23 protein-coding genes and 1 pseudogene are annotated in these 25,293 nt (G+C 71.6%); 12 read left to right on the top strand and 12 right to left on the bottom strand.

Annotation, left to right across the window (positions count from 1 at the left end; all coding sequences use genetic code 11):
* Window positions 1-23: 23 nt before the first annotated feature.
* The 6 genes and pseudogenes from ACFWBW_RS21180 to ACFWBW_RS21155 all read right to left on the bottom strand — a co-directional run bounded on the left by ACFWBW_RS21180 (window position 24) and on the right by ACFWBW_RS21155 (window position 7,368).
* Window positions 24-1,082, bottom strand: coding sequence for a BMP family protein (locus tag ACFWBW_RS21180; protein ID WP_385374629.1), 1,059 nt, complete (start codon window positions 1,080-1,082; stop codon window positions 24-26).
* 218 nt (window positions 1,083-1,300) lie between these two features.
* Window positions 1,301-2,569: an amidohydrolase gene (locus ACFWBW_RS21175; RefSeq protein ID WP_385374706.1), complete on the bottom strand. Its 1,269-nt coding sequence runs from the start codon at window positions 2,567-2,569 to the stop codon at window positions 1,301-1,303.
* A gap of 149 nt (window positions 2,570-2,718) precedes the next feature.
* Window positions 2,719-3,888 carry a hypothetical protein gene (locus tag ACFWBW_RS21170; RefSeq protein WP_385374627.1) on the bottom strand — a complete coding sequence of 390 codons (1,170 nt, stop codon included), beginning with the start codon at window positions 3,886-3,888 and terminating at the stop codon, window positions 2,719-2,721.
* Window positions 3,889-4,069: 181 nt separating this feature from the next.
* Window positions 4,070-4,978: an N-acetylneuraminate synthase family protein gene (locus ACFWBW_RS21165; RefSeq protein WP_385374704.1), complete on the bottom strand. Its 909-nt coding sequence runs from the start codon at window positions 4,976-4,978 to the stop codon at window positions 4,070-4,072.
* 432 nt (window positions 4,979-5,410) lie between these two features.
* Window positions 5,411-5,764 (bottom strand): annotated as a pseudogene (locus tag ACFWBW_RS21160) (cytidylyltransferase domain-containing protein); the annotation flags it as partial.
* Window positions 5,765-5,949: 185 nt separating this feature from the next.
* Window positions 5,950-7,368, bottom strand: a complete 1,419-nt coding sequence (locus ACFWBW_RS21155; protein WP_385374625.1) for a DUF6716 putative glycosyltransferase — start codon at window positions 7,366-7,368, stop codon at window positions 5,950-5,952.
* Window positions 7,369-7,544: 176 nt separating this feature from the next.
* Between ACFWBW_RS21155 and ACFWBW_RS21150 the strand changes: the two genes are divergently transcribed.
* Window positions 7,545-8,606: a glycosyltransferase family 2 protein gene (locus tag ACFWBW_RS21150; RefSeq protein ID WP_385374623.1), complete on the top strand. Its 1,062-nt coding sequence runs from the start codon at window positions 7,545-7,547 to the stop codon at window positions 8,604-8,606.
* 17 nt (window positions 8,607-8,623) lie between these two features.
* Entirely contained in the window at window positions 8,624-9,982 is a 1,359-nt protein-coding gene (locus ACFWBW_RS21145; protein WP_385374702.1) for a polysialyltransferase family glycosyltransferase, read from the top strand.
* Window positions 9,983-9,994: 12 nt separating this feature from the next.
* Here ACFWBW_RS21145 and leuE read toward each other — a convergent pair whose 3' ends face one another.
* Both leuE and ACFWBW_RS21135 read right to left on the bottom strand, forming a co-directional pair.
* Complete coding sequence (gene leuE / locus ACFWBW_RS21140; RefSeq protein ID WP_385374621.1) at window positions 9,995-10,678, bottom strand: leucine efflux protein LeuE; 684 nt, start codon at window positions 10,676-10,678, stop codon at window positions 9,995-9,997.
* 79 nt (window positions 10,679-10,757) lie between these two features.
* On the bottom strand, window positions 10,758-12,341 hold the full coding sequence (locus ACFWBW_RS21135) for a methylmalonyl-CoA mutase (RefSeq protein WP_385374619.1): 1,584 nt from the start codon (window positions 12,339-12,341) through the stop codon (window positions 10,758-10,760).
* A 425-nt stretch (window positions 12,342-12,766) separates the two neighbouring features.
* On the opposite strand from ACFWBW_RS21135, the gene ACFWBW_RS21130 reads away from it, so the two are divergent.
* Complete coding sequence (locus ACFWBW_RS21130) at window positions 12,767-13,387, top strand: L,D-transpeptidase family protein (protein WP_385374617.1); 621 nt, start codon at window positions 12,767-12,769, stop codon at window positions 13,385-13,387.
* Window positions 13,388-13,690: 303 nt separating this feature from the next.
* Here the strand turns inward: ACFWBW_RS21130 and ACFWBW_RS21125 are convergent, their stop codons facing one another.
* Together ACFWBW_RS21125 and ACFWBW_RS21120 are read right to left on the bottom strand one after the other, a co-directional pair.
* Window positions 13,691-14,761: a hypothetical protein gene (locus tag ACFWBW_RS21125; RefSeq protein ID WP_385374615.1), complete on the bottom strand. Its 1,071-nt coding sequence runs from the start codon at window positions 14,759-14,761 to the stop codon at window positions 13,691-13,693.
* Window positions 14,761-15,534 carry an RNA polymerase sigma factor gene (locus ACFWBW_RS21120; protein WP_385374700.1) on the bottom strand — a complete coding sequence of 258 codons (774 nt, stop codon included), beginning with the start codon at window positions 15,532-15,534 and terminating at the stop codon, window positions 14,761-14,763. Before ACFWBW_RS21120 ends, ACFWBW_RS21125 begins: the two co-directional genes overlap by 1 nt.
* 384 nt (window positions 15,535-15,918) lie before the next feature.
* On the opposite strand from ACFWBW_RS21120, the gene ACFWBW_RS21115 reads away from it, so the two are divergent.
* The 5 genes from ACFWBW_RS21115 to ACFWBW_RS21095 all read left to right on the top strand — a co-directional run bounded on the left by ACFWBW_RS21115 (window position 15,919) and on the right by ACFWBW_RS21095 (window position 20,162).
* Complete coding sequence (locus ACFWBW_RS21115; protein WP_385374613.1) at window positions 15,919-16,596, top strand: 2-oxo-4-hydroxy-4-carboxy-5-ureidoimidazoline decarboxylase; 678 nt, start codon at window positions 15,919-15,921, stop codon at window positions 16,594-16,596.
* A 152-nt stretch (window positions 16,597-16,748) separates the two neighbouring features.
* A complete protein-coding gene (gene sdhC, locus ACFWBW_RS21110) occupies window positions 16,749-17,129 on the top strand; it encodes a succinate dehydrogenase, cytochrome b556 subunit (protein WP_266880720.1) in 381 nt (126 codons plus the stop codon).
* A 5-nt stretch (window positions 17,130-17,134) separates the two neighbouring features.
* Window positions 17,135-17,617 (top strand): succinate dehydrogenase hydrophobic membrane anchor subunit, encoded by a 483-nt coding sequence (locus ACFWBW_RS21105; protein ID WP_243333595.1) that lies wholly within the window; start codon window positions 17,135-17,137, stop codon window positions 17,615-17,617.
* Window positions 17,618-17,640: 23 nt separating this feature from the next.
* A complete protein-coding gene (sdhA, locus tag ACFWBW_RS21100) occupies window positions 17,641-19,395 on the top strand; it encodes a succinate dehydrogenase flavoprotein subunit (protein ID WP_385374610.1) in 1,755 nt (584 codons plus the stop codon).
* A complete protein-coding gene (locus ACFWBW_RS21095) occupies window positions 19,395-20,162 on the top strand; it encodes a succinate dehydrogenase iron-sulfur subunit (RefSeq protein ID WP_266905268.1) in 768 nt (255 codons plus the stop codon). The genes sdhA and ACFWBW_RS21095 overlap by 1 nt, the downstream gene beginning before the upstream one ends.
* 71 nt (window positions 20,163-20,233) lie before the next feature.
* Here the strand turns inward: ACFWBW_RS21095 and ACFWBW_RS21090 are convergent, their stop codons facing one another.
* Together ACFWBW_RS21090 and ACFWBW_RS21085 are read right to left on the bottom strand one after the other, a co-directional pair.
* Complete coding sequence (locus ACFWBW_RS21090; RefSeq protein ID WP_385374608.1) at window positions 20,234-22,447, bottom strand: DUF4132 domain-containing protein; 2,214 nt, start codon at window positions 22,445-22,447, stop codon at window positions 20,234-20,236.
* A 1-nt stretch (window position 22,448) separates the two neighbouring features.
* Window positions 22,449-22,823: a hypothetical protein gene (locus ACFWBW_RS21085; protein ID WP_385374606.1), complete on the bottom strand. Its 375-nt coding sequence runs from the start codon at window positions 22,821-22,823 to the stop codon at window positions 22,449-22,451.
* 71 nt (window positions 22,824-22,894) lie between these two features.
* Between ACFWBW_RS21085 and ACFWBW_RS21080 the strand changes: the two genes are divergently transcribed.
* From ACFWBW_RS21080 to ACFWBW_RS21065, 4 genes are all read left to right on the top strand, one after another.
* Window positions 22,895-23,515, top strand: coding sequence for a hypothetical protein (locus ACFWBW_RS21080; protein ID WP_385374604.1), 621 nt, complete (start codon window positions 22,895-22,897; stop codon window positions 23,513-23,515).
* A 57-nt stretch (window positions 23,516-23,572) separates the two neighbouring features.
* Window positions 23,573-24,346 carry an alpha/beta fold hydrolase gene (locus ACFWBW_RS21075; protein ID WP_385374602.1) on the top strand — a complete coding sequence of 258 codons (774 nt, stop codon included), beginning with the start codon at window positions 23,573-23,575 and terminating at the stop codon, window positions 24,344-24,346.
* A 94-nt stretch (window positions 24,347-24,440) separates the two neighbouring features.
* A complete protein-coding gene (locus ACFWBW_RS21070) occupies window positions 24,441-24,863 on the top strand; it encodes a hypothetical protein (protein WP_385374600.1) in 423 nt (140 codons plus the stop codon).
* Entirely contained in the window at window positions 24,839-25,288 is a 450-nt protein-coding gene (locus tag ACFWBW_RS21065) for a thiol-disulfide oxidoreductase DCC family protein (protein WP_385374598.1), read from the top strand. The genes ACFWBW_RS21070 and ACFWBW_RS21065 overlap by 25 nt, the downstream gene beginning before the upstream one ends.
* Window positions 25,289-25,293 lie beyond the last annotated feature (5 nt).

Genomic DNA, 25,293 nt, shown 5'->3' with positions numbered 1-25,293 from the left:
TGTGCAGCGAGTCGGACCAGGCCTTACGGCGCGGTCTTGACCTCGATCTTCTTGGCGATGATGTCGGCCTTGGCCTTCTCGACCGCGGCGACGACGTCAGTCATCTCCTTGTACTTCGGGTTGGAGTCGGCCAGGCCGACGCCGTCCTTGTCCAGGCCGTAGCGGACCTCGCCGGACTCGGGCTTGCCGTCCTTGACCGACTTGATCAGGTTGTAGACGGAGTCGGCGACATCCTTGGTGACCGAGGTCAGGATGAACTCCTTGTACTTCGCCAGACCGGCCTGGTTGTACTGGTCCGAGTCGACGCCGATGGACCACTTGCCCTTGGCGGAGGCGGCCTCGATGGCACCCGAGCCGGCCAGACCGGCGGCCGAGTAGATCACGTCGGCGCCCTTGTCGAGCTGGCCCTCGGCCGCGGCCTTGCCCAGGTCGGGCTTGGCGAAGCCGTCGAAGTTCGGCGGCTGGGTCAGGTACTGGGTGAGCACCTTGGCGTTCGGGTTGGTGTCCTTGACGCCCTGGGCGAAGCCCGCCTCGAACTTCTTGATCAGCGGAACCTCGACACCGCCGATGAAGCCGACCGTGCCGGTCTTGGACGCCTTGGCGGCGGCGACGCCGGCCAGGTAGGAGCCCTGCTCCTCGTTGAAGACGAGGTTGGCGATGTTCTTCGCGGTCACCGAGGTGTCGTCGATGATGCCGAACGTGGTGTTCGGGAACTTCTCGGCGACCTTCTTGATGGCCGGCGCGTAGGCGAAGCCGACGCCGATGACCGGGTTGTTGCCCTTGCGGGCCAGCTCGGTGAGGCGCTGGACCTTGTCGGCCTCGCCCTCTCCATCGGTGGGCTCAGCCTCGGCGCCCTTGACCTTGAGGTCCGTGGTGGCCTTCGAGAGGCCCGCGTAGGCGGCGTCGTTGAACGACTGGTCGCCGCGGCCACCGATGTCGTACGCGATGGCGGCGGACCCCTCCGAGGAGGTGGAGGCGGACGAAGACGAGTCCGAGGACTTCTTACCGCCACAGGCGGTGGCCGAGAGGGCCAGCGCCGCAGAGGCGATGCCCACGGTGGCGATCCTGGTGATCCGGCGCAAGGGGAGGCTCCTTCAAAACCTGACCGAAGCGCCACGACCGGCGCTGGTTTCGCCGCGATCGTAACGCGCGTAGATGTCAGTTAAAGGCCCGTTCATGAGTCGTTATCGGATCGTCGTGAATCAGACAGTGACCGACCAGTAACTGCCGACGCGTCCAGCCCATGTGTACCAAGGGCTGGACGCGTCCGCCGGATCAATCGCCGATGTTGTAGGAACTTCTACCCCGCCGACCCCGCGAGCCCGGCGCGTCGCCCCTCGACGGGGTGCCCGTCGAGCAGGGCCGCGGCCGTGAAGAACTCCACGCCGACCCCGATCGCGGCCTCGTCCACGTCGAAGTCGCCCCGGTGCAGATCCCGCTTCGCGGTGTCCCCGGGCTTACGGACGCCCAGGCGCGCCATGGCTCCGGGGACGTGCTCCAGGTACCAGGAGAAGTCCTCTCCGCCCAGGCTCTGCTCGGTATCCTCGACCGAGGCGGCCCCGCGACGGGCGCCCATCGCCTCGCGGAGCAGTTCGGTGACCGCCGGGTCGTTGACGACCGGGGGCACCCCGCGCACGTAGGTGATCTCCGACTTGGCCCGGTGCATCGAGGCGATCTCGTCGATGACGGCGTGGATCTGGTCGGGGGCCTCGTGCCAGGAGGCCAGGTCCAGGCAGCGAACGGTTCCGGACAGCTCCGCGTGCATCGGGATCACGTTGCAGGCGTGCCCGGCCTCGATCCGGCCCCAGGTGACGGACATGCCCGAGCGGGCGTCCATCCGCTTGGCCAGCACGGCGGGCAGGTCGAGGGCGAGCCGGGCGGCCGCCGTCACCAGGTCGGTGGTGAGGTGCGGACGGGCGGTGTGCCCGCCGGGGCCGTCGAGGGTGACCTCCAGCCGGTCGCAGGCCGAGGTGATGGGCCCGGCGCGCAGGCCGATCCGGCCGGCGTCGACCCGCGGGTCGCAGTGCACGGCGATGATCTTGCCCACGCCGTCCAGCACCCCGGAGTCGATGGCCTCGGTGGCGCCGCCGGGCAGCACCTCCTCGGCGGGCTGGAAGAGCAGCCGCACCGGGCGGGGCAGCTCCCCGCGGCGGTCGAGCTCGGCGAGGACGAGGCCGGCACCGAGCACCACCGCGGTGTGCACGTCGTGGCCGCAGGCGTGGGCGCGGTCCGGGACGGTCGAGCGGTACGAGACGTGCGTCTTGGCGTCCGGGATGGGCAGGGCGTCGATGTCCGCGCGCAGGGCCAGCATCGGCCGTACCCCGTCCCACGTGCCCACGTCACAGATGAGCCCGGTGCCCGACTTCAGCACCCGCGGGCGCAGGCCCGCTTTCTCCAGCCGGGCCTTGATCGCCGCGGTGGTGCGGAACTCGTGATGTCCTAGCTCGGGATGCATGTGCAAGTCCCGGCGGAAGGCGATCAGTTCGGCACGCAGGTGGTCCGGAAGCTTGCCGGGCAGCTCGGGCCGGTCGGGCTTGCCGGGCAGGGCGGTCTGGGACTCGCGGGACATCAACTGGTTCACCCGTTTAAGGGTAGGCCCACCCATGGGTCAACTGGCTGGAGATCACCAAAAGTTCATGCCGTTAGGGGAAAGAAACCCGACCTCTGGACGCATGACCGGATGAAGGCGCGGGTAAACTCGCGCGCTCACCCCTCCACTCATCCGGCTGCCGGAGCCGCTTGAGCAGGAAGTCTGTGCACATCACGGGCGGTGTCGGTGACTCCGGCGAGGAAACCGCGGGCCCGCTCCGAGGCCGATGCGGTCAGCCAGCTCGGATCCACATCGCATACGGCCACCGTCACGCCGGTGCCGATCAGGGCGTAGGGCAGCGTGTGGACCACCGTGGAAGGAAAGCTGACGATCGTCCGGCCGACCGGACCCCGCCTGGCGATCAGCTCCAGCGGCAGGTCGGGACGTACGATCTCCAGCCCGGTGGCCTCGCTCAGGCTCCGCAGCTTCTCCGGGGATTCCCGGCGGTGGGCGAAGTAGCGGGTGGCCCCGTGTTCCAGGGTCAGGGCGCGCACCGCCTCCAGGTAGCGGTCCGGGTCGACCACGCCGGTCTCCACCAGCGAGGTCCCGACCAGGTCGGTGCCCTTGGTCAGGCGGGGCGGGCCGAAGCGGGCCCGGGTCCACGCGAAGTCGTTGAGCCGTACGGTCATCCCGCCGTGCGCGGTGACCGGCATCGAGGTGAACACCTCGACGCGGCGGCGCCCGTCCGGACCCGGGGTGAACCGCCGCCGGGCCGTCGCCGAGACCGGCGCGTACGCCAGCTCGCGCAGCCGGCCCGGGAGGCCTCCGCCGCCGACCCGGTGCCAGCGCACGAGGCGCTCGCCGCGGGCCGTCTGGGCGACGAACTCCATGGTCGCGGTGCCGTCGTCGACCACGACGAGCTCCTCGGCCCGGACCAGGGTGAGCAGCAGCTGCACGTAGCGGGAGAACGGATCCCCTATCACCACCCGCTCGGCCGAACGCACTTCCCGCGCGAGCGCCGCGAAGGCCTTGAACGGCGCGAACCGGCCGCCGCGGGCCTCCTGCCACCGCACCTCGTGCCCCTCGTCCCGGGCCAGCCCGGCCATCCGGCGGAGCTGGCCCCGGGACATGGGGTCGGTGGGCGGGAGCACCACGATCCGCAGACCCTCCACCGAGCCCGGCCCGGCCGGGCCCGCCCCGGCCTGCCCCGGATCGGTCCCGCCGCCGCGGGCCGGCTGGCGCGGGACGACTCCCAGGCGCCGGCCGGCGCCTTGGGCGTGCGCCCACTCCAGGACGTTGAGGAGCTGGACCGGGCTTTCGACGAAGGCCAGGGTCGGGGCGGGGGCTGAGGGTGTCACCACGTGCTCCTCGTCAGAGGGTGGATGGGAACGGTGCGGCCGGCGGCACGCCGGACGGAGTCCGGCGCAGCGCGCCGAAGCCCGGGAGGCCCGCCAGGGCCGAGGGGTGCGAGGGGTGCGAGGGGTGCGAGGGGTGCGAGGGGTGCGAGGGGTGCGAGGGGTGCGAGGGGTGCGTGAAGGATCAGACGGAGGCGAGCTCCCCCTGGACGCGGCGGAGCTTCTTCATCGGGCCGAGCTCGGAGTCGTAGACCCGCTTGATGCCGTCGCCGAGCGCGGTCTCGATGGTGCGGATGTCGCGGACCAGGCGGGTCAGGCCGCCCGGCTCGACGGAGGCGGCCTGGTCGGAGCCCCACATCGCGCGGTCGAGGGTGATGTGGCGCTCGACGAAGGTGGCGCCCAGCGCGACGGCGGCCAGGGTGGTCTGCAGGCCCGTCTCGTGGCCGGAGTAGCCGATCGGGACGTTGGGGTACTCCTCCTGAAGGGTGTTGATCACCCGCAGGTTGAGCTCCTCGGCCTTGGCCGGGTAGGTCGAAGTGGCGTGGCAGAGCAGGATGTTGTCACTGCCGAGCACCTCCACCGCGTGCCGGATCTGCTTCGGGGTGGACATGCCGGTGGAGAGGACGACGGTGCGGCCGGTGGCGCGCAGGGCGCGCAGCAGTTCGTCGTCGGTCAGCGAGGCGGAGGCGACCTTGTGGGCGGGGACGTCGAACTTCTCCAGGAAGGCGACGGCCTCGGTGTCCCACGGGGAGGCGAACCAGTCGATGCCGCGCTTGGCGCAGTGCTCGTCGATGGCGCGGTACTCGCTCTCGCCGAACTCCACGCGGTGGCGGTAGTCGATGTAGGTCATCCGGCCCCAGGGGGTGTCGCGCTCGATGTCCCACTGGTCGCGGGGGGTGCAGATCTCGGGGGTGCGCTTCTGGAACTTCACGGCGTCACAGCCGGCTTCGGCGGCGGCGTCGATGAGGGCGAGGGCGTTGCCGAGGTCGCCGTTGTGGTTGATGCCGATCTCGCCGACGACGTAGACGGGGTGGCCGGGGCCGGCGATGCGGGAGCCGAAGGTCCGGAGGCGGGGGGTGGGGGTGACCGTCATGGCAGGGCTGTCCTTCGGAGCGTGGGGTGTACGGGGAGGTGCGGGCACGGACGCCGGCACCGGGGTGTGGGCTGAGGGGTGGACCGAGGTGGAGCGGGGCGTGGCGGCCGGTGCGGCCACGGGGGTGAGTACGGGTACGAGGGCGCGGGCGCGGGCCAGGTCGTGGGGATCGTCGATCTCCAGCACCCGTGCGGGGTCGGTGGCGACCGGGAGGGTCCGCCCGAAGAAGCGGTGGCGGGCGGTCCGGAAGCCCGCGGCGTCCATGGCGTAGGCGGCGCCGGTCTCCAGGAGGTCCTGGGGGCGGTCCTGGCGGCGGGGGCGGTACGAGATGTCGTGGTTGACCCCGGTGCCGGAGCCGTCGGGGGCCGCCCGCCAGAGGAAGCCGTGGAAGGGGGCCGCGGTGAGCGCGGAGTCGGCGGCGCCGGACGCGACGGCTGCGGCGACGGACTCCACGTCGGAGGCGGTGACGAAGGGGCTGGTGCACTGGACGAGGAGGACCACGTCGACGGTGACGGAGTGCAGTTCCTCGAAGGAGTCGAGCGCGTGCAGCACGGCGGCCTCGCTGGTGGCGGTGTCCCCGGAGATCCCGGCGGGGCGCCGCAGCACCACGGCCCCGGCTCCGCGGGCGGCGTCGCCGATGGCCTCGGAGTCGGTGGACACGAGCACGTCGGTGACGGTCGCGGCGCCCAGGCAGGCCCGGACGGCCCTGACCACGAGCGGCATCCCGCCGACGTCGGCCAGGTTCTTCCCGGGCACTCCCTTGGACCCCCCGCGTGCGGGAATCACGGCGAGCACCCTGGGCACGGCGCGGGCCTCGCGGCGGGAGCCCGCGGTGGCCGGGGCGGGGACGGCGGCGGTGACGGCGGCGGTGACGTCAGGAGCAGCGGAGGCGGCGGCGCGGTGGGCGGCGGCGCGGGTGGCAGCGGCGCGCGCAACGGCGGCGCGGGTAACGGCTCCGGCCGGGCGGGGGCTCACAGCTCCCCCAGGCGGCGGATCACCGGCGCGACGCGCTGGACGCCGTGGCGGTAGGCGCCGCGGGCGGCTTCGCGCAGGTGGGCGCGGAGCCGGCGGCGCAGCCGGGAGCCACCGGCGTCGGTCCGGGCCGCGCCGGGCAACGGGTGCCCGTCGGGGCCGAGATGGTGTCTGGCCAGGATCCCGGGCAGGTATCCCGGCGCGGTGTCCTGCGTGTAGTAGGGCGCGACGGCCGGGAGCGGGCCCCCGTCCAGCAGTTCCGTGAGGCGTGCCCGCGCGGCGGTGTAGGGGTCGCGCCCGCCGGCCGATCCGGTCGGTCCGGCCAGTCCGGTCGGTCCGGCCGGTTCCGCCAGTCCGGCCGATCCGGCCGCCGGGGTGCCCACGCCCTGGGCCGCCAGCCAGTCCGGATCCGCCTTCGGGAGCAGGCCCGCGTCGAGCTGGGTCCAGGAGGCCATGCAGCCGGAGCCCAGGAAGTGGTGGTTGCCGAGGGTCTCGCGGACGCCGAGGTCGGTCAGGACGGCCGTCGGGATGCCCCGGTGGAGGGATTCCAGGGCCGCCGTGGAGGAGACGGTGACCAGCAGGTCCGTGGTGTCCAGGACCTCGCCCATGTTCCCGTACACCAGACGGCAGTTGGAGGGGAGGCCGCCGGGGAGCTGCTCCGCGAGGCGCTGGTACGGGAGCTCCTCCAGGTGCGTGGTGTGCTCCCCCGGCCGGCTGCGCAGTTTGATCAGCACCTCGCGCCCGGGGTGCAGCCGGGCGTGTTCAGCGGCGCGGCGCAGCAGGTAGGCGCGGTCCGCCCGGGTGTCCGGCACGGACGGCTGGACGGCGAAGACCACCCGGTGGGCGGTGGTGCTCACGGGCTCGTACGGCTGCCCGTCGAGGAAGGGCAGCGCGGTCTCCACGACGGCTCCGGCGTCCGCGCCGACTCCCTCGTAGACCCCGCGGAACCGCCCGGCGTCGTGGCGGGAGTTGGCGAGGACCAGGTCGGCCCCGTGGCGCAGCAGCAGGCCGTCGGCGAGCTTCTCGTAGACGACCCCGACGTACCCGGTGACGAACACCGGCCGCGCGGCCGGCTGCGGCCACAGGGCCCGGGCCCCGTGCAGGACGGCCTGGACGGCGCCGCCGACCAGGGCGAGGACGATCACGTCGTACGGCTCCCGCTCCGGCGTGCGGAGTTCGGCGAGGAACTGCGCGCAGGTGACTTCGGTGAGCCGGTCCGCCGCGACCCCGACCTCGCCGAGCTGGCGCGCGGTGGGCGTGGCCCGGCCGCGGAGCAGGTATCCCGTCAGGTGGACGGAGTCCGGCTCGGGGGCGAGACGGCGCGCGGTGAGCGCTCCCCATTTCCAGCGGGTGTCGGAATCGGCGAGGACGGCCACACGGAGGGCGGCCCCAGGGGCCGGGCTGTTGCTTGCTGGCACCCGGCAGAAGTTATTCCGGCTTTTCGGTGATCGGCCCAACGAACGCACAACAGCGGGTTAACAACCCGTCGATTCAATGCGAAAGCGTGCGGGTTAACGCTCCCGCCGTACGTCGTTCACATGGAATCCGCGTCCGGGCCACAGTCAATGACGAACCGCGCTCTAATGTCTCGCTAGTGCTCAAGCTCTCTGTTGTCGTGCCGTTCTTCAACGTGCAGACGTATGCGCCGGATGCCCTGAAAAGCCTCGAACTCAACGCTCGGGACGATTTCGAGTTCCTGCTCGTCGACGACCGCTCCACGGACGGGACGCCCGCGCTCCTGGAGCGGGCGGCCCGCGAGCTGCCGGGCGCCGTGCACCTCAGACACGAGCGCAACGGCGGCCTCGCGACGGCGCGGAACACCGGCCTGGACGCGGCCCGCGGCGAGTACATCGCCTTCCTGGACGGGGACGACTGGCTGGCGCCGGGCCACCTGGCCCGCACCCTGGCCGCCATCGAGGCCCTGAAATGCGATTTCGTCCGTACCGACCACGTCCAGTGCACGGGCAGGACGCGCATCGTCCAGCGCGTCCCCTACGGGCCGGAGTCGGTGGCGGCCGATCCGCGCACCGGGATCCTGCCCGTCAGCCGCGCCACCTCGGTGGACTATCCGTTCGCCTGGGCGGGGATGTACCACCGCCGGCTGCTGGACCGCGGGCTGCTCCATTTCACGGACGGTCTGCGGACGGCGGAGGACCGGCCGTGGATCTGGCGGCTGCACCGGGAGGCGGAGTCCTTCGCGCCGGTCGGTCTGCCCGGGATCTTCTACCGTCGCGGGGTCTCCACCTCGCTGACACAAATCGGCGACGAACGGCAGCTCGATTTTATTCGGGCATTCGATCAGGTGTTGACCGAAACGGCTTCCGACCGGGAATCCGATCTCCTGCTTCCGAAGGCCGTCCGGACATACTGCGCGATTATCGCGCACCATGTCGGGTCCATCGAAAGGTTCGAACCACCCGTGGCCAGAAAACTCCGCTCGATGAGCACGGCCGCACTCGGCAGAATGCCGCAGCAGCTCCTGGACCGGACCCTGGACACGATGGACGCCGACCGCGCGGCCCTGCTCCGCAGGCTCCGCCGGCGCGGCACGGCCGGAGCCGCCGCGGCGGCTCCCGCGCCCCCGACGCCCCCCGCGACCTCCTCGGCCCCCGCCGCGTCCACCTCGTCCACCTCGTCCACCGGGGTGAAGGCGTGAACGTCACCCAGATCTTCATGGCCTCCACCCTCTACGGCACGGCCACCCTCGCCGCCGCCCTCGACGCGGACCTCTTCCCGCCCGCCGGCCGCCGGATCCTGCTGACCAGCAACCACTCCGTCACCGCCGAGATCACCCCGGGCCTGACCGCCGCACCCGGCTTCGCCACCCTGAGCACCCGTTTCGACGAGGTCCTCGACTGGAACGCCTTCATCGCCCCGCAGCACCCCAGCACCTGGAGCCCGCGCCCCGACGACGTCCCGCTGTGGGAACGCCAGTTGCGCTCCTCCTGGGGGCTGGGCACCGACCGCGTCGAGCTGATCGTGGAATCGCTCCAGGTGCCGCCCGCCCAGAGCCTGTGCCGGCTCTTCCCCGGGGCGGCCATGGAGGTCTACGCCGACGGCCTGATGAGCTACGGTCCCACCCGCTTCCGCCTCGACCCCGGGCTCGGAATGCGCGTACGGCGGGTGCTGCACCTGGACCTCGTACCGGGCCTGGAGCCGCTGCTGCTGACCGAGTTCGGCGTACGGGCCGAGGCGATCCCGGCCGCGGCCTTCCTCAAGGTCATCGGCGAGCTCGAAGCGGCCGTGGAGATGCCGGTGGAACTGCCGGCCGCGCCGGCCGCGCCGGCCGCGCCGGCCGACGCGGACTTCGGGGCCCCCGCGCTCCTGCTGGGCCAGTACCTCTCCGCCCTCGACCTGGTGCCGGCCGACGAGGAGGAGGAACTGCACGTGGAGATGGTCCGCGGGGCGCACGCGCTGGGCCACCGCGAGATGGTGTTCAAACCGCACCCCAGCGCCCCGGCCGCCTACTCCCGCCGGGCGGAGGAGGAGGCCGAGCGGCTCGGCGTACGGCTCACCGTGCTGAACACCCCGGTGCTCGCCGAGACCCTCTACGAGCGGTTGCGCCCGGCCCTGGTCGTCGGCTGCTTCTCCACGGGGCTGCTGACCGCCGCCACCCTGTACGGGCTCCCCGTGGCCCGGACCGGCACGCGCGCCGTGCTGGCGCGCCTGGCCCCGTACCCGAACAGCAACCGGATCCCGCTCGTGCTGGCCGACGCCCTGCTGCCCGACCTCGCGGACCCCGCGGCCGTACGCTCCTGGACCCCGCCGGGACCCGAACGGGTGGCGGCCGAGCTGGCGGGCCTGGTCACGGCGGTGGGCTTCACCATGCAGCCCAAGCTCCTGGCGCATCGCCGCACGGAGGCCGAGCGCTGGCTCGCCGCGGGGCTGACCCCGGACACCTGGCGCTACTTCACCCGGGGCCGGCTGACCACCCTGGGCCTGCCGGGCGGCATCCCGGCGCAGTTGTCCTTCCTGCCCCGCAGCCGCGCGGCCCGCCGGGTGGCCCGGCTGCTGCGCAGGGCGGTCGGCTGACCGCCCGCCGGATCAGCTGACGGCGAGCTTCGCGGCGAAGCCCAGGAACAGCACGCCCGCCGCGGAGCTGGCCCCGGCGGCGAGGCGCTTGCGGCGCCGGAAGACGGCCGCCAGGCGGTTGCCGCCGAAGATCAGCGTGGTCAGGTAGAGGAAGCTGCCGATCTGCATCAGGGTGCCCAGCAGCAGGAAGGACAGCGCCGGGTAGGCGTAGGCGGTGTCCACGAACTGCACGAAGAAGGACATCAGGAACAGGATGGCCTTCGGGTTGAACACGCTGATCAGCAGCGCCCGCCGGTAGGGCCGCTCCGTCTCGCCGGCCTTCACCCCGGCGGCGGCCACGTCCACTTCCGGGGCGCTCTCGCCGGGCCCGTCGGTTCCGGCGCGCTCGCGGCGGGCGCGCCACATGGTCCACGCGCCCCGCAGCATGCCGACGGCGAGCCAGGTCAGGTACCCGGCGCCGAGCAGTTTGACGACTCCGAACACGATCGGGCTGGTCTGCAGCAGCGCCCCCGCGCCGACCGCGGCCAGGGTCATGAGCAGGGCGTCCCCGGTGAACACGCCGGCGGCGGCCCGGTACCCCCGGCGGACCCCGCCGCGCGCGGCGACGGAGAGCACGTAGAGCGAGTTCGGCCCCGGCAGCAAAATGATCAGCACCAGGCCGGCGAGATACGTCGGAAGATCTGTGACACCCAGCATGTGCAGGAGTGTCCCATGAGGACACACCTGTCGCGCCACTCCATTTCACGGATCGGGACCGAACCGGAATCAGCCACGCTCACCAGCTGGAATCAGCCGGCACGTACGTCCCCCACACCTCCCGCAGCGCACCGCACACCTCCCCGACCGTGGCCCTGGCCCGCAGCGCCTCCCGCATCGGATAGAGCACGTTCTCCGTGCCCGCCGCCGCCTCCCGCAGCGCCGCCAGCGCCTCGTCCACGGCCGCCCCGTCGCGCCCCGCCCGCAGCGCGGCCAGGGAGGCCCGCTGCCGGTCCTCGATCGCCGGATCCACCCGCAGCGGCTCGTACGGCTCCTCCTCGTCCAGCGCGAAGCGGTTGACCCCGACCACCACGCGCTCGCCGCTCTCGGTCTCCCGGGCGATCCGGTACGCGTTCCGCTCGATCTCCGCCTTCTGGAAGCCCGCCTCGATCGCGGCCACCGCCCCGCCCATCGCCTCGACCCGCGCCATCAGGTCGAGCGCCGCCGCCTCCACCCCGTCCGTCATCCGCTCCACCGCGTAGGACCCCGCGAAGGGGTCGACGGTGTGCGGCACGTCCGTCTCGTACGCCAGCACCTGCTGGGTCCGCAGCGCGAGGCGGGCCGACTTCTCGGTGGGCAGCGCGATCGCCTCGTCGAAGGAGTTGGTGTGCAGCGACTGGGTGCCGCCCAGCACGGCGGTCAGGCCCTGCACGGCGACGCGCACCAGGTTGAGCTCCGGCTGCTGTGCCGTCAGCTGCACCCCGGCGGTCTGGGTGTGGAAGCGCAGCATCAGCGACTTCGGGTCCCGGGCGCCGAACTCCTCGCGCATGACGCGGGCCCAGATCCGCCGGGCGGCCCGGAACTTCGCGACCTCCTCCAGGAGGGTGGTGCGGGCGACGAAGAAGAACGACAGCCGGGGTGCGAACGCGTCGACCTCCATCCCGGCGGCCAGCGCGGTCCGTACGTACGCGATCGCGTCGGCCAGCGTGAAGGCGATCTCCTGCGCGGGCGAGGCCCCGGCCTCGGCCATGTGGTAGCCGGAGATGGAGATGGTGTTGAACTTCGGGAGCTCGGCCCGGCAGTAGCGGAAGACGTCGGCCGTCAACCTCAGGGAGGGTCCGGGCGGGAAGATGTAGGTCCCCCGTGCGATGTACTCCTTCAGCACGTCGTTCTGGACCGTTCCGGTCAGCAGGCCGGGCTCGATCCCCTGCTCCTCGGCGACCAGTTGGTAGAGCAGGAGCAGCAGCGCGGCCGGCGCGTTGATCGTCATCGAGGTGGACACCCGGTCGAGCGGGATCCCGTCGAACAGCACCCGCATGTCCTCGACCGAGTCGATCGCGACGCCCACCTTCCCGACCTCGCCGTGCGCGAGCGGGGCGTCGGAGTCGTGCCCCATCTGGGTGGGCAGGTCGAAGGCCACGGACAGCCCGGCGGCGCCGCCCGCGATGAGCTGCCGGTAGCGGGCGTTGGACTCGGCGGCCGTACCGAACCCGGCGTACTGGCGCATGGTCCAGGGCCGTCCGGTGTACATCGTCGGGTGGACGCCCCGGGTGTACGGGTACTCCCCCGGCTCTCCCAGTTCGGTCCCGGGGTCCCAGCCGGCGAGGTCACCCGGCCGGTAGACGGGCGCGATCGGGATCCCGCTCTCGGTGTGCCGCTCCATGTGACGCGCTCCTTCGTGGATCCGAGGGGCCCGGGGCTGATAAAACGTCCCCGCGGCTACCGCGTGGTGGCCGCTGGTCACAATGGCGCAACATCGCGGCCGACCCTGCAACTGACCACGCCCACGTCGCATCACCTAGATACACACGTAGAAATCGGGGGACCGCTATGCACCGCCAGAGAGCAATAGTTCGCGCACTGGGCCTGGCCACCGCCGTCGCGCTTGCCGCGACCGCCTGCGGGCCGCAGGAGACGGGGTCCGCGGGCCCCGGTTCTTCCGGGCCCGCATCGCCCACGGCGGTCGCCTCTCCCGACGCCTCGCCGTCCACGGACGGGAAGCCGGGCGACGCCACGCCGTCGGCGTCCCCGTCCGCGTCGCCGTCTCCCTCGGCTTCCGCTTCGCCCTCGCCGACCGTGAAGCAGGTCATGGCGAACGGCGACGACAGCGAGCTGGTCCGTGAACTGCAGGCCCGGCTGCGCCAGCTCAAGCTGATGACGGTCGCTCCGACCGGTTTCTACGGTTCGAAGACGACCGCGGCGGTCAAGTCCTTCCAGGCGAAGAACGGCCTGCCCGCCACCGGCGGCGTGGACGAGCCCACCTGGAAGAAGATCCAGAACGCCACCAAGAAGCCGACCGCCGCCGAGCTGCGCCCGCCGACCGTCAACGAGCCTGACGCGCCCGACGCACGCTGCATGACGGGCCGGGTGATGTGCATCAGCAAGGAGAGCCGCACCCTCGCCTGGATGATCGACGGGAAGGTCGTCTCCACGCTGGACGTGCGCTTCGGCTCGGAGAAGACCCCGACCCGCGAGGGCGAGTTCAAGGTGGAGTGGAAGGCCAAGGACTGGACGTCCACGATCTACCACACGCCGATGCCGTACTCGATGTTCTTCAACGGGGGCCAGGCCGTGCACTACTCGGCCGACTTCGCCGCCCGCGGATACGCCGGAGCCTCGCACGGCTGCGTGAACGTCCGGGACAAGGCCAGGCTGGCGACGCTGTTCGACGCGGTGAAGGTCGGCGACAAGGTCGTCGTCTACTGGTGATCCGCCGGCGGCCGGGGGCGGGAGCGACGAGCGGGGACGTCCGGGCCGGGCGTTCCCGGCCGGATCCCTGTGTCCATGGCGTCCATGGCGTCCATGGCGTCCACGGTCGGAAGTTGAGGGCGCGGGCGGGATCGGGGGAACGAATCCCGCCCGCGCCGGTTGCGCAGAGCCCAGGGGTACGGGGGGAACCCCGGCTCATGCGCTGCCGATGACCAGTCGGCTCGTTATGTACTGCGCCACCGGTTCGAAAAGTGTTACAGCGGGGGTTCGAACCGTTTCACGCCAGTGTCCGGTACCCGGCCCTCAGCGGCGCTGACCCGCGTCCGGGCCCTTCGGCGGAGCCGTCCCGGCCGGTGACAGCTGCAGTGAGCGTGACGGGGATTCCGGGGGCGTGTCCGAGCCCGGTGGGGAGCCCGGCGCGTCCGCGCCCGATCCCCCGCCGGTGGCCGAGTCGAGCACCAGCTGGCAGTAGCGCGGGACCCGCAGCAGCCCCTTGGCCAGGCGCACGAGCCTCTCGCGGCCGGCCTCGTCGATCTTCCCCGACCGGAAGTCCCGGCACAGCTGCACCACTCCGGTGCGGCTCTCCCGGTCCCGGTCCCGGTCCCGGTCCGAACCGTCGCGGGGGTCGGTCGTCGCGCCGTCGGCGCCGCCCTGGAGGGACCGGTCGTGGCCGTTCTTGTCTCCGGTCGAGCCGCTCGTGGACGGTTCCGCGCCGGTGCCACCGATCGCCCCGGAGACGCCGTCGGGTGCCGCCGGCGTACGCCCGTCCGTGCCCGGGGTGTTGCCCGGGCTCGGGCTGCCGCTCCGGCCCCCGCCGTCCGGCGGCGTGGTGGTGCGGGGCAGCGCGAAGGGTGTCGCGTACCCGCCGTCCGCCGAGGCCCCGGAGGAGGAGCCGACCGACACCGAGACGGCCGGCACCCGGCCGGCGGTGTCCCGGGCGTCCCGGTCCAGCAGTCCGGTGCCCGCGGCGGCCGCCAGGCCGCCCACGGCGACGCCGGCCACCGCGGCCGCGAGGGCGAAGCGGATCGGGCGGCCGCGCCGGGAAGGGGCTGCGGCCTGGCCGGCCTGCGGGCCGAGCTCGACCACCGTGTCCGCGGAGCCGAACAGCGCGGCGTCAGGAGCCCCCGTCTGGAGTTCCGCCCGCAGGACGGAGCCGCGCGCGCGGAAGGCGGCGACCGCGGCGGCCTCTCCGCGCAGTTCGCCGGGCAGCCCGCCCGGGGCCGCGGGCGGAGGCTCGGCGAGAGCGTCGAGGGCGGCGCGCAGCCGCTCGGACCGGACCCGGGCCTGGTGCTCGGCGCCAGGTGCGGCCGGTTCTCCGCGCAGCAGTCTGTCCGCCGCGGCTTTGTCCAGCCACCTGTCGCGCTCGTCGGCCATCACATGTCCTTCTGCGTCCGCCAACGTGAATGCGTCACACCGGTTTGTTCTACGAGGCCCGCGGCGCGGGCCCGCTGCGCCGGTACGGCGTCGAGGTCCCGCCCGTCCCCGGCGCCCCGTGCGCGACTCGCGTCATTATCACCGAGGCCTCGCCGGCGCCCGGAGCCGACGCCCACTGCGGAGCCCGTGCCGGCCTCGGGGCCGGACTCCGGATCGAAGTCCTCGTCCGCGCCGAGCAGCTCTGCCAGCTTCTTCAGGCCCCGGTGGGCGGCGGTGCGTACCGCGCCGGGGCGCTTGCCCAGGGTCTCGGCGGCGCTCTTGGCGTCCAGGCCGACGACCACCCGCAGGACGACGGCCTCGGCCTGGTCCTGCGGGAGCTGGGCTATGAGTTCCATGGTGCGGCAGGTGGAGAGGGACTCCATGGCCTCGCCGGCGGTGTCGGACTCGGCGGCGTGCCCCGTCAGCTCGGTCTCGTCCCCGCCGACGGCGGGCCGGCGCCCGCGCATCCGGATGTGGTCGAGGGCGCGGTTGCGGGCGATGCGGGCGGCCCAGCCGCGGAAGCGGTCGGCGTCGCCGGTGAAGGAGTCGAGGTCGCGGGCGATCTGCAGCCAGGCTTCGGAGGTGACGTCCTCCGCGTCGCCGTCCCCGACGAGCGTGCGGACGTATCCGAGCAGGCGCGGGTGCACGGAGCGGTACACAGAACGGAACGCGAGCTCGTCGCCGTCTTGTGCCGCGAGCACCGCGGTGGTCAGCTCCGCGTCGTCCCCCAGCAAAATCCCCAACCCGTTCACAGTCCCGTATGTGTGGCGCAAATCAGCACGTTACGGCTTTCAAGCACCTTCGTCCACGAGTTGTACAACGTGCAACCATCCCTGCGCGGAGCGAGGTGTGACACAAAACGCACCGAAGACGCTGACAGGGGTGCGGGCTTGTCGCACGAGTCCGCGACGGATGGCGGCCGGGGCCTCTCCTGTGGGGGGTGGCGGCCTCGGTCGCCCTCCCCTTCCGCGCCGTCCCCACGGCCATCATGCCCCGGCCCACGCGGGGGCCCCAAGTGGCCCCGCGCCCGGTCCGGCACGCGCTCCCGTCATCCTTTCGGCTCACTTCCGAGTGAAATCCGCGAATGGGTACGACACACCCGGCCCCGCGTCGATAGCGTGGCGGGACACCCGCGCCACGCCACGAGGAGCCCCCCGCTGTCCAGCCACCTTCCGGCACAGGCCCGCGGAGGCTCCGACCCTTCACACGGCTCCCACTCCCTCCACGGCGCCGGCGCCTTCGGCGACTCCGACCCTTTCGACGGCACCGGCCCCTTCGGCGGCTCCGGGCTCGAGCGGTTCAACGCCCTGCCCCCCGAAGCCGCCCATTCAGCCCTGCTGCACTGCTGCGGCAGCGGGCGCTGGGCCCACCGGGTGGCCGCCCACCGCCCTTACCCCGACTTCGGCGCGCTACTCGCCGCCGCGGACGAAGCTTCGTACGACCTCTCCCAGGCGGACCTCTCCGAGGCGCTGGCCTGCGAGTTCCCGCCGGAGCTGGAGCACGGGGCCTCGTACGCCGCGCTCCTCGCGCTCGACGCGGCGCACGCGGAGTACGAGCGGACCTTCTCCCACGCCTTCGTGATCTGCCTCGACGGGACCACTCCGGAGGAGCAGGCGGACCAGCTGCTGGCCGCGATCCGGCGGCGGATGGAGCTGGACGTGGACGAGGAGCGCGCGATCTCCGCGGACGAGCTCCGTCGCGTCGCGCAGGTCCGGCTCGCCGACCTGACACACTGGCTGACCTCGGCAGATGGGGTATCTGCTGCCGAATTCGGGCTATTCGCCCCTGTGGGATAGTCCGTCCGTGCCTGTTTGATCACACCGATGGCCCCCGCGCAAGGGAACCGACAAAGCGTCGCTACGATGTCCGGGGCCGGAGGACCGTACCCGGCCGGGCCCGACCGACAAAGAAGCCGGCTGGCCCCCGCCCCGCTTCCGGAGGGTTTTCCGTGCCGGCTGGAACGTTGTACCGCGGCCGGGAAGGAATGTGGTCCTGGGTGGCTCATCGAGTCACCGGCGTCCTCATTTTCTTCTTCCTGTTCGTACACGTCCTCGACACCGCTCTCGTCCGCGTCTCACCCGAGGCGTACGACGATGTCGTGGCTACCTACAAGACTCCGATCGTCGCGCTGCTGGAGTACGGCCTCGTCGCCGCAATCCTGTTCCACGCGCTCAACGGTCTCCGTGTCATCGCCGTGGACTTCTGGTCCAAGGGCCCCCGCTACCAGAAGCAGATGCTCTGGACCGTGGTGGGCATCTGGGTCGTGCTGATGGTCGGGGCCCTGTACCCCGTCCTCGGACACGCTTACCTCGAACTCTTCGGGAAGTGACACGCATGTCTTCTGACACTTCTTTCGAAAAGGGCATCGGTGACGTGGAGGGCGTGTCCCTCTACGACGTCGACAACCCGGCGCCGTACATCGAGGCCCCGCGCAAGCGCACCAGCAAGACGCCGCGCTCGACGCGCGGCAACTTCGAGATGGTCGCGTGGCTCTTCATGCGCCTCTCGGGCATCGTGCTCGTCGTCCTGGTCATCGGCCACCTGCTGATCCAGCTCGTCCTCGACGGCGGCGTCTCCAAGATCGGCTTCGCCTTCGTGGCGGGCCGCTGGGCCTCCCCGTTCTGGCAGGGCTGGGACCTGCTGATGCTGTGGCTCGCGATGCTGCACGGCGCGAACGGTCTGCGTACCGTCATCAACGACTACGCGGAGCGCGCCAACACGCGTCTGTGGCTCAAGGGCCTGCTCTACACCGCCACGGTGTTCACCATTCTTCTGGGCACGCTGGTGATCTTCACCTTCGACCCGAACATCCGCTAGGCAACGGGGCTGAGGCGAAACCAATGAAGATCCACAAGTACGACACCGTCATCGTCGGGGCGGGCGGCGCAGGCATGCGCGCCGCCATCGAATCGACGAAGCGCAGCCGCACCGCCGTGCTGACCAAGCTCTACCCCACCCGCTCCCACACGGGCGCCGCGCAGGGCGGCATGGCCGCCGCGCTCGCCAACGTGGAGGACGACAACTGGGAGTGGCACACCTTCGACACGGTCAAGGGCGGTGACTACCTGGTCGACCAGGACGCCGCCGAGATCCTGGCGAAGGAGGCCATCGACGCGGTCCTCGACCTCGAGAAGATGGGCCTGCCGTTCAACCGCACCCCGGACGGCACCATCGACCAGCGCCGCTTCGGCGGACACTCCCGCAACCACGGCGAGGCGCCGGTCCGCCGGTCCTGCTACGCCGCGGACCGCACCGGCCACATGATCCTCCAGACGCTGTACCAGAACTGCGTCAAGGAGGGCGTGGAGTTCTTCAACGAGTTCTACGTCCTGGACCAGCTCCTGGTCGAGGAGGACGGCGTCAAGAAGTCGGCCGGCGTGGTCGCGTACGAGCTCGCCACCGGCGAGATCCACGTGTTCCAGGCCAAGTCCGTCATCTACGCCTCGGGCGGCACCGGCAAGTTCTTCAAGGTGACCTCCAACGCGCACACCCTCACGGGTGACGGCCAGGCGGCGTGCTACCGCCGCGGCCTGCCGCTGGAGGACATGGAGTTCTTCCAGTTCCACCCGACGGGCATCTGGCGCATGGGCATCCTGCTGACGGAGGGCGCCCGCGGTGAGGGCGGCATCCTCCGCAACAAGGACGGCGAGCGCTTCATGGAGAAGTACGCGCCGGTCATGAAGGACCTCGCGTCCCGTGACGTCGTCTCGCGCTCCATCTACACCGAGATCCGTGAGGGCCGCGGCTGCGGTCCCGCCGGTGACCACGTGTACCTGGACCTGACGCACCTGCCGCCGGAGCAGCTCGACGCGAAGCTCCCGGACATCACCGAGTTCGCGCGCACCTACCTGGGCATCGAGCCGTACACGGACCCGATCCCGATCCAGCCCACCGCGCACTACGCCATGGGCGGCATCCCGACGAACGTCGAGGGTGAGGTCCTCATGGACAACACCACCGTCGTCCCGGGCCTGTACGCGGCCGGCGAGGTCGCGTGCGTGTCGGTGCACGGCGCGAACCGCCTGGGCACCAACTCGCTGCTGGACATCAACGTCTTCGGCAAGCGCTCGGGCATCGCGGCGGCCGCGTACGCCCACGCCCACGACTACGTCGAGCTGCCCGAGAACCCGGCGCAGCAGGTCATCGACCAGGTCGAGCGGCTGCGCAACTCCACGGGCAACGAGCGGGTCGCGGAGCTGCGCCTGGAGCTCCAGGAGACGATGGACGCCTGCGTGATGGTGTTCCGCACCGAGCAGACGATCAAGACCGCGGTCGAGAAGATCGCGGAGCTGCGCGAGCGCTACCTGAACGTGTCCGTCCAGGACAAGGGCAAGCGCTTCAACACGGACCTGCTGGAAGCCATCGAGCTGGGCAACCTGCTCGACCTGGCCGAGGTCATGGCCGTGTCCGCGCTGGCGCGCAAGGAGTCCCGCGGCGGTCACTACCGCGAGGACTACCCGAACCGCGACGACGTCAACTTCATGCGCCACACCATGGCGTACCGCGAGGTCGGCGACGACGGCAAGGACTCCGTCCGCCTGGACTACAAGCCGGTCGTCGTCACCCGCTACCAGCCGATGGAGCGTAAGTACTGATGGCCACCCCGACCCTGAGCAAGACGGACCAGATGGAGGCGGCGGCCGCCGCTTCGCCGTTCATCACGGTCACGTTCCGGATCCGCCGGTTCAACCCGGAGATCTCGGAGGAGTCCACCTGGCAGGACTTCCAGATCGAGATCGACCCGAAGGAGCGCGTGCTCGACGGTCTCCACAAGATCAAGTGGGACCTCGACGGCACGCTGACCTTCCGCCGCTCGTGCGCGCACGGCATCTGCGGCTCCGACGCGATGCGGATCAACGGCAAGAACAGGCTCGCCTGCAAGACGCTGATCAAGGACATCAACCCGGAGAAGCCGATCACGGTCGAGGCCATCAAGGGCCTGACGGTGATGAAGGACCTCGTCGTCGACATGGAGCCCTTCTTCCAGGCGTACCGGGACGTCATGCCGTTCCTGGTCACCAAGGGCAACGAGCCGACGCGCGAGCGCCTGCAGTCCGCCGAGGACCGCGAGCGCTTCGACGACACCACCAAGTGCATCCTGTGCGCCGCGTGCACGTCCTCGTGCCCGGTGTTCTGGAACGACGGCCAGTACTTCGGCCCGGCGGCGATCGTCAACGCGCACCGCTTCATCTTCGACTCGCGCGACGAGGCGGGCGAGCAGCGCCTGGAGATCCTGAACGACAAGGACGGCGTGTGGCGTTGCCGCACGACCTTCAACTGCACCGACGCCTGCCCGCGAGGCATCGAGGTCACGAAGGCGATCCAGGAAGTGAAGCGCGCCCTCATCACGCGCCGCTTCTGATCCCGTCGTAGTCAGTCGTACGAAGGCCCCGCGCCCGGTGTTCACGCACCGGGGGCGGGGCCTTTTGCGTGTCAGCCCCGGCGGATCTGGCTCGTGATCGTCGGGTCCGTGATGGCCGTGTCGTCGGCCAGCAGCATCGCCTTGCTCAGGATCACGGCCAGGGTCCGGTCGCCCTCGTAGGGCAGGTAGCCCGCGTCCGGGGAGCCGCCGCTCTTGGGCACGATGCACAGGTACTGGTCGTTCGGCTCCATCAGGATGTTCCCGGAGCCGAGGTGGATCTTGTACGTCCGCAGCTCGCCCTTGACGTGCAGGAACCGGCCCTCGACGCGGCAGCGGTCCGCGATCGCCAGCCTCGGCACCAGCCGCTCCAGCAGCGCCCGCCGGGTCTCGGCGCTCTGGCCGAGCTCGCCGAAGCCGTACGAGGTCCAGTACTCCCGGAACCGGCCCCCGGGTCCGCCGTCGGACCAGGTGGGGTCGTTTCCCACACTGGCGACCCCGACGAACAGGTCCACGTCGCGCAGCACCTCGCTGAGCACCAGCTCGGGTATCTCAGTCAGCGGCAGCGGGTCGACCGGCGCCTGGCCGTCGCGCAGCCACATCCGGTACTCGCCGCCGTAGGTGCCGGCGGAGTTCTCCGGGGCATCGATCCGGTAGAAGCGGACCTGGTCGGTGCGCAGCCGCAGATAGCTGCCGGACTCGGTCGTGTCGACGCCGTAGTCCTCGCCCTCCCCCTCGATCCAGTACTCGGCGCGCAGCCCCCACTGCGGCAGCTCGCGGGTGGCCGGCGGCGCGGAGTCGTCGACGCAGAGCCGGAGTTTGTTGCGCCAGCCGCGGGCGGCCGCCAGCGCGTGGAACTGGTGCTGGCGCAGGATGTGGGCGGCGAAGCGGTTGGAGTACGTCCCGGTGTTCCGCTCGGCCTCGGTGAGCGGGTACACCTCGCGGTGAGCCTGTTTGAAGGGCTGGGTCACGCCGAGCCCTTCGAGCCGCTCGCGCACGGCGGCGACCTCGGCCGCCCCGCGGCCGACCGGGTGCCACAGCTCGACGACGGTGCCCTCCGCGACGGGGTCTCCGGTGAGGGTGCGTACCTCCCCGTCCGCGAAGGCGACGGGCGTACCGTCCACCGTCCAGACCAGGCGGCGGGCGAGGGTGCCGACCAGGGGGTGGTCGAGGTAGCGCTCGCGCCAGGCGCGGTAGGTCCAGGTGCGGCGGGCGAGGAACTGCCGGTCGAGGCGCTCCGCCTGGGCGGAGAGCATCTTGTCGATGTCCTTGACGGCCGCCTTGAGTTCCCCCAGCTCCTGCGCGTGCTGCCGGCGGACGTCGGCGGGCACGCTCTTGACCGCCTTGCCGGCCGCGTTGCGCCACGACAGCGCGACCTTGGGGCCGCGCACCTCCAGCAGGGCGGTGGCCGGCCCGAACGACACCTCGGCGCGCCCGACCTCCGTGAGGCCGGCCCCGCCCGATCCGGCCCCGCCCAATCCGTAGGTGGGCACGGCGAGCTCCTCGATCTCCTCCCGGCTCAGCCCGAGCGCCTCGGCCCGCGCCGTCAGGGCCGTGTCGATGACCTTGAGGGTGCCCTTGAACGTCACCCGGGCGGCCAGCCGGGCCAGTTCGGCGAGGGCCGCCTCGTCCTCGATCCGGGAGAGCGCGGTGACCCCGGCGTTGGCCACCTTGGGATTGCGCGGCCCGAGGCCGGGGACCTTCTTCAGGCAGGTCTCCACGAGCCCGCCGAGTGCGCGCGGTATCCCGGGGTGCGCGGGCAGGAGGGCCAGCAGCCAGGCCAGTCCGCGCAGGGCGTTGGCATTGTGGGCGTCGAGCTGGCCGCGCTCGCGCCAGCTCTCCTCCAGGACCAGGGTGCGCGGCCGGTCCACGAGCGCGAACCAGCCGGTGACGGCCTCGCGCAGGGCGTCCGGGCCGGGCCCGTTGTCCGCGACGAGCGCGCGGGCGGTCTCCTCCCACTTGGTACTGGGCCGGGCCGCGGTGGCGGTGGCGGCGTGGGCGAGCAGCGGATCCCAGCGGCCGTCGGCCATGGCCGCGTCGGCCCACTGTTCGCCGACGTTGAGGGCGGGACCGGTCAGCTGCCCGACGGCGTTCCTCACTTCGGAGTTGCCGTAGGTCATCAGGGCGCTGCGGCGCAGGGTCGCCACGGCGGCGGGCGGGATGGTGCGCCCGGCGGCCAGATCCTCCCGCACCCGCGTGGCCCAGATGCCGTTGTAGGTGTAGTAGGTCCGCCCGAGCTCCTCGAAGTCGAAGAGCTGCCAGGTCGCTTCGCCGGGGGCGGCCGCCATGTCAGCCACCCACCAGGGCAACGAGCTTGAGAAAGGTGACCTCCGTGCCGAGCGGGAGGTCGATCTCCTCGTCCAGGTCCGTGATCTGGCGGTCTCCCACCAGGACGAGAAAGCCGTTGCGCCCGAAGGCGGCGAGGGCCGCCTCGGTCTGCGCCTGCGGATCGACCGGGCGGTCCGCTGTGGCCGGGCGCACCAGCCGGCTCCCGGTCGCGGCCGCGATCGCCCCCGGGCGCGCCGCTTTGGCTTCGGCCACCTCCTGGAATATGCGCCTGCGGATCAACTCGCGCAGCGCGAGTCTCTCTTCGGCGATTTCCATCCCCCAGCCGTCACCGCGGCCCCCGGCAGTCGTCTCGTCGACGAAGATCACGCTTCCCATGTCAGGAGATTAGGAGGGGGCACTGACAATCGGCCTACTGGGCCGGGGAAGGCTGTGTAAGGATCGACATCATGAGTGAGCAGCAGCCGAATCCGTACGCGGGCGACCCGAATCAGGGTGGCGGCCAGGGAGACTACAAGTGGGGTCCCGGCACGCCGAGTTACGGCGCCCCGGCGCAGCCCGAATACGGCTACCCGCCGGCCGGTTCGCCCCAGCCCGGTTACGGCTACCCGCCGGCCGACCCGTCCCAGCCCGGGTACGGGTACCCGCAGCCCCCCGCCTACCAGCCGACCATCGCCGGAGAGGGCATTCCGGCGCAGATGCCGCCGATGGCGCCGATGCCGTACCCGGCCGCCGGGCTCTCCCTGGGCGACATCACGATCGCCGGGGACCAGATCATCACCCCGTCGGGCAACATGCCGCTGCGCGGCGCCATCTGGAACGCCACGGACTTCTCGCGGACGGAGGAGAAGATCCCGGCGCACGCGATCGTGCTGGCCGTCATCTTCTTCCTGTTCTGCCTGCTCGGCCTGTTCTTCCTCCTGATGAAGGAGCGCCGCACGACGGGCTACATCCAGATCACCGTGAACAGCGGCGGCCGCCACCACTCCACGATGATCCCCGCGGTGGACCCGGGCACCTACATGTGGGTCATGAGCCAGATCAACCAGGCGCGCGCACTGAGCATGTAAGCCCGTCCGGGCGGGAATCGGGTGGCGCGACGGCGGCCGGTCTCCGAAGATCACCGGATGACCATTTCTCATGATGTGGACGGCCCCGCCGACGCTCCGGCCGTCGTACTGCTCCATTCCTCCGTGTGCGACCGCCGGATGTGGGAGCCGCAGTGGCAGCCCCTGCTCGCCGCCGGGTTCCGGGTGGTCCGGCCGGACTTCCGCACCTGCGGGGACTCCCCCGCCGCCAAGGCTCCGTACAGCGACCACGAGGACGTACGGGCGCTGCTGGACCATCTCGGCATCCGGCGGGCCGCGTTCGTCGGCAGCTCCTACGGCGGGCGGGTCGCGCTGACGCTGGCCGCGCTGCATCCGGAGCTGGTGAGTGCGCTGGCCCTGCTCTGCCCCGCCCGGCCCGCGCAACGGCGCGGCCCCGCACTGCTCGCCTTCAACGCCGCCGAGGCCGCCCTGCTGGAAGCCGGCGACCTGGAGGGTGCGGCCGGGCTCAACGCCCGCCAGTGGCTCGGCCCCGACGCCGACGCGGCCGCGCACGCCCTCGTACGGGCCATGCAGCTCGGGAACCTGCGGGGCGGCCTGGACGCCGACTGGGACCACGAGCTCCCCGAGCCCGTCTTCGATCCGGCCGCGGTCACCGCCCCCGTCCTCGCCGTCGGCGGCGCGCACGACATCGCCGACTTCCGTGACGTCCCCGCCGAGCTCCCCTCCCTCCTGCCCGGCGCCGTCCACGTCGAGCTGCCCTGGGCCGGGCACCTCCCCTCCCTCGAACGCCCCGAGGAGATCAACCGGTTGCTGCTGCCCTTCCTCTTCGAGGCGGTCCCCCCGGGGCGCTGAAACAGGCGGGCGCGCCATTCGCTTGAACCTGTTCAAAAAGAGGTCTACAGTCAGTGACGTCAGCAGTTGAACACGTTCAAGGGGGCTGAGGGCAATGGACCTCACCGTGGTCGCGTACGTCATCTACCTGCTCATCAGCATCGGACTCACCGTCTGGGTGGCGCGCACGCTCAGCCGCAACGGCCGGGTCTTCATCGGCGACGTCCTCCAGGGGAACGAGAAGCTCGCCGACGCCGTCAACCAGCTCCTGGTGGTCGGCTTCTATCTCGTCAACATCGGCTTCGTGACCCTCTACCTGCGGTCGGCCGAGGAGATCATCGCGGCCCGCGGACTCTTCGAGGCCCTGTCGGTCAAGCTCGGAGTCGTGCTCCTGGTCCTCGGCTTCATGCACCTCGCGAACGTCTGGGTGCTGAACAAGATGCGCCGCCGGGGAATCATGGAGCGCCAGCAGACCCCGCCGGTCGCCCCCCAGGGGTGGACCGCGCCCCAGGGGTGGACCGCGCCCACCGGGGCCTGATCCCCGTGGCCACCGCGGCGACCCGGCACCTGACGGTGCTCTACGACGCGAACTGCCCGCTCTGCGTGCACATCCGGCATTGGCTGATCGGCCAGCGCCGGCTCGTACCGCTCCGGCTCGTCCCCGCGGCCTCCGCCGAGGCGCAGCGGCGGTACCCGCGGCTCGACCACGCCTCGACGCTGAAGGAGATCACCGTCATCGGCGACTCCGGGCAGGTGTGGACCGGGACGGACGCCTTCATCGTCTGCCTGTGGGCGCTGGCCGAGCACCGGCCGAAGGCGAACTGGCTGGCCACCCCGGCCGGCCGGCCCTTCGCCAGGGCGGCCATGTACACCGCCTCCACCTGGCGCGAGGCCGTACGGGACGGCTCCCCGGCGCAGACGGGGGAACCGGCCTGTGACGACCAGTGTTCCGCGCCCCGATAGGCTCG

Origin of the sequence: Streptomyces sp. NPDC059957 (assembly GCF_042730015.1) — a bacterium.
GTDB lineage: Bacteria > Actinomycetota > Actinomycetes > Streptomycetales > Streptomycetaceae > Streptomyces.
This window is presented reverse-complemented; position numbering and strand designations above follow the sequence as displayed.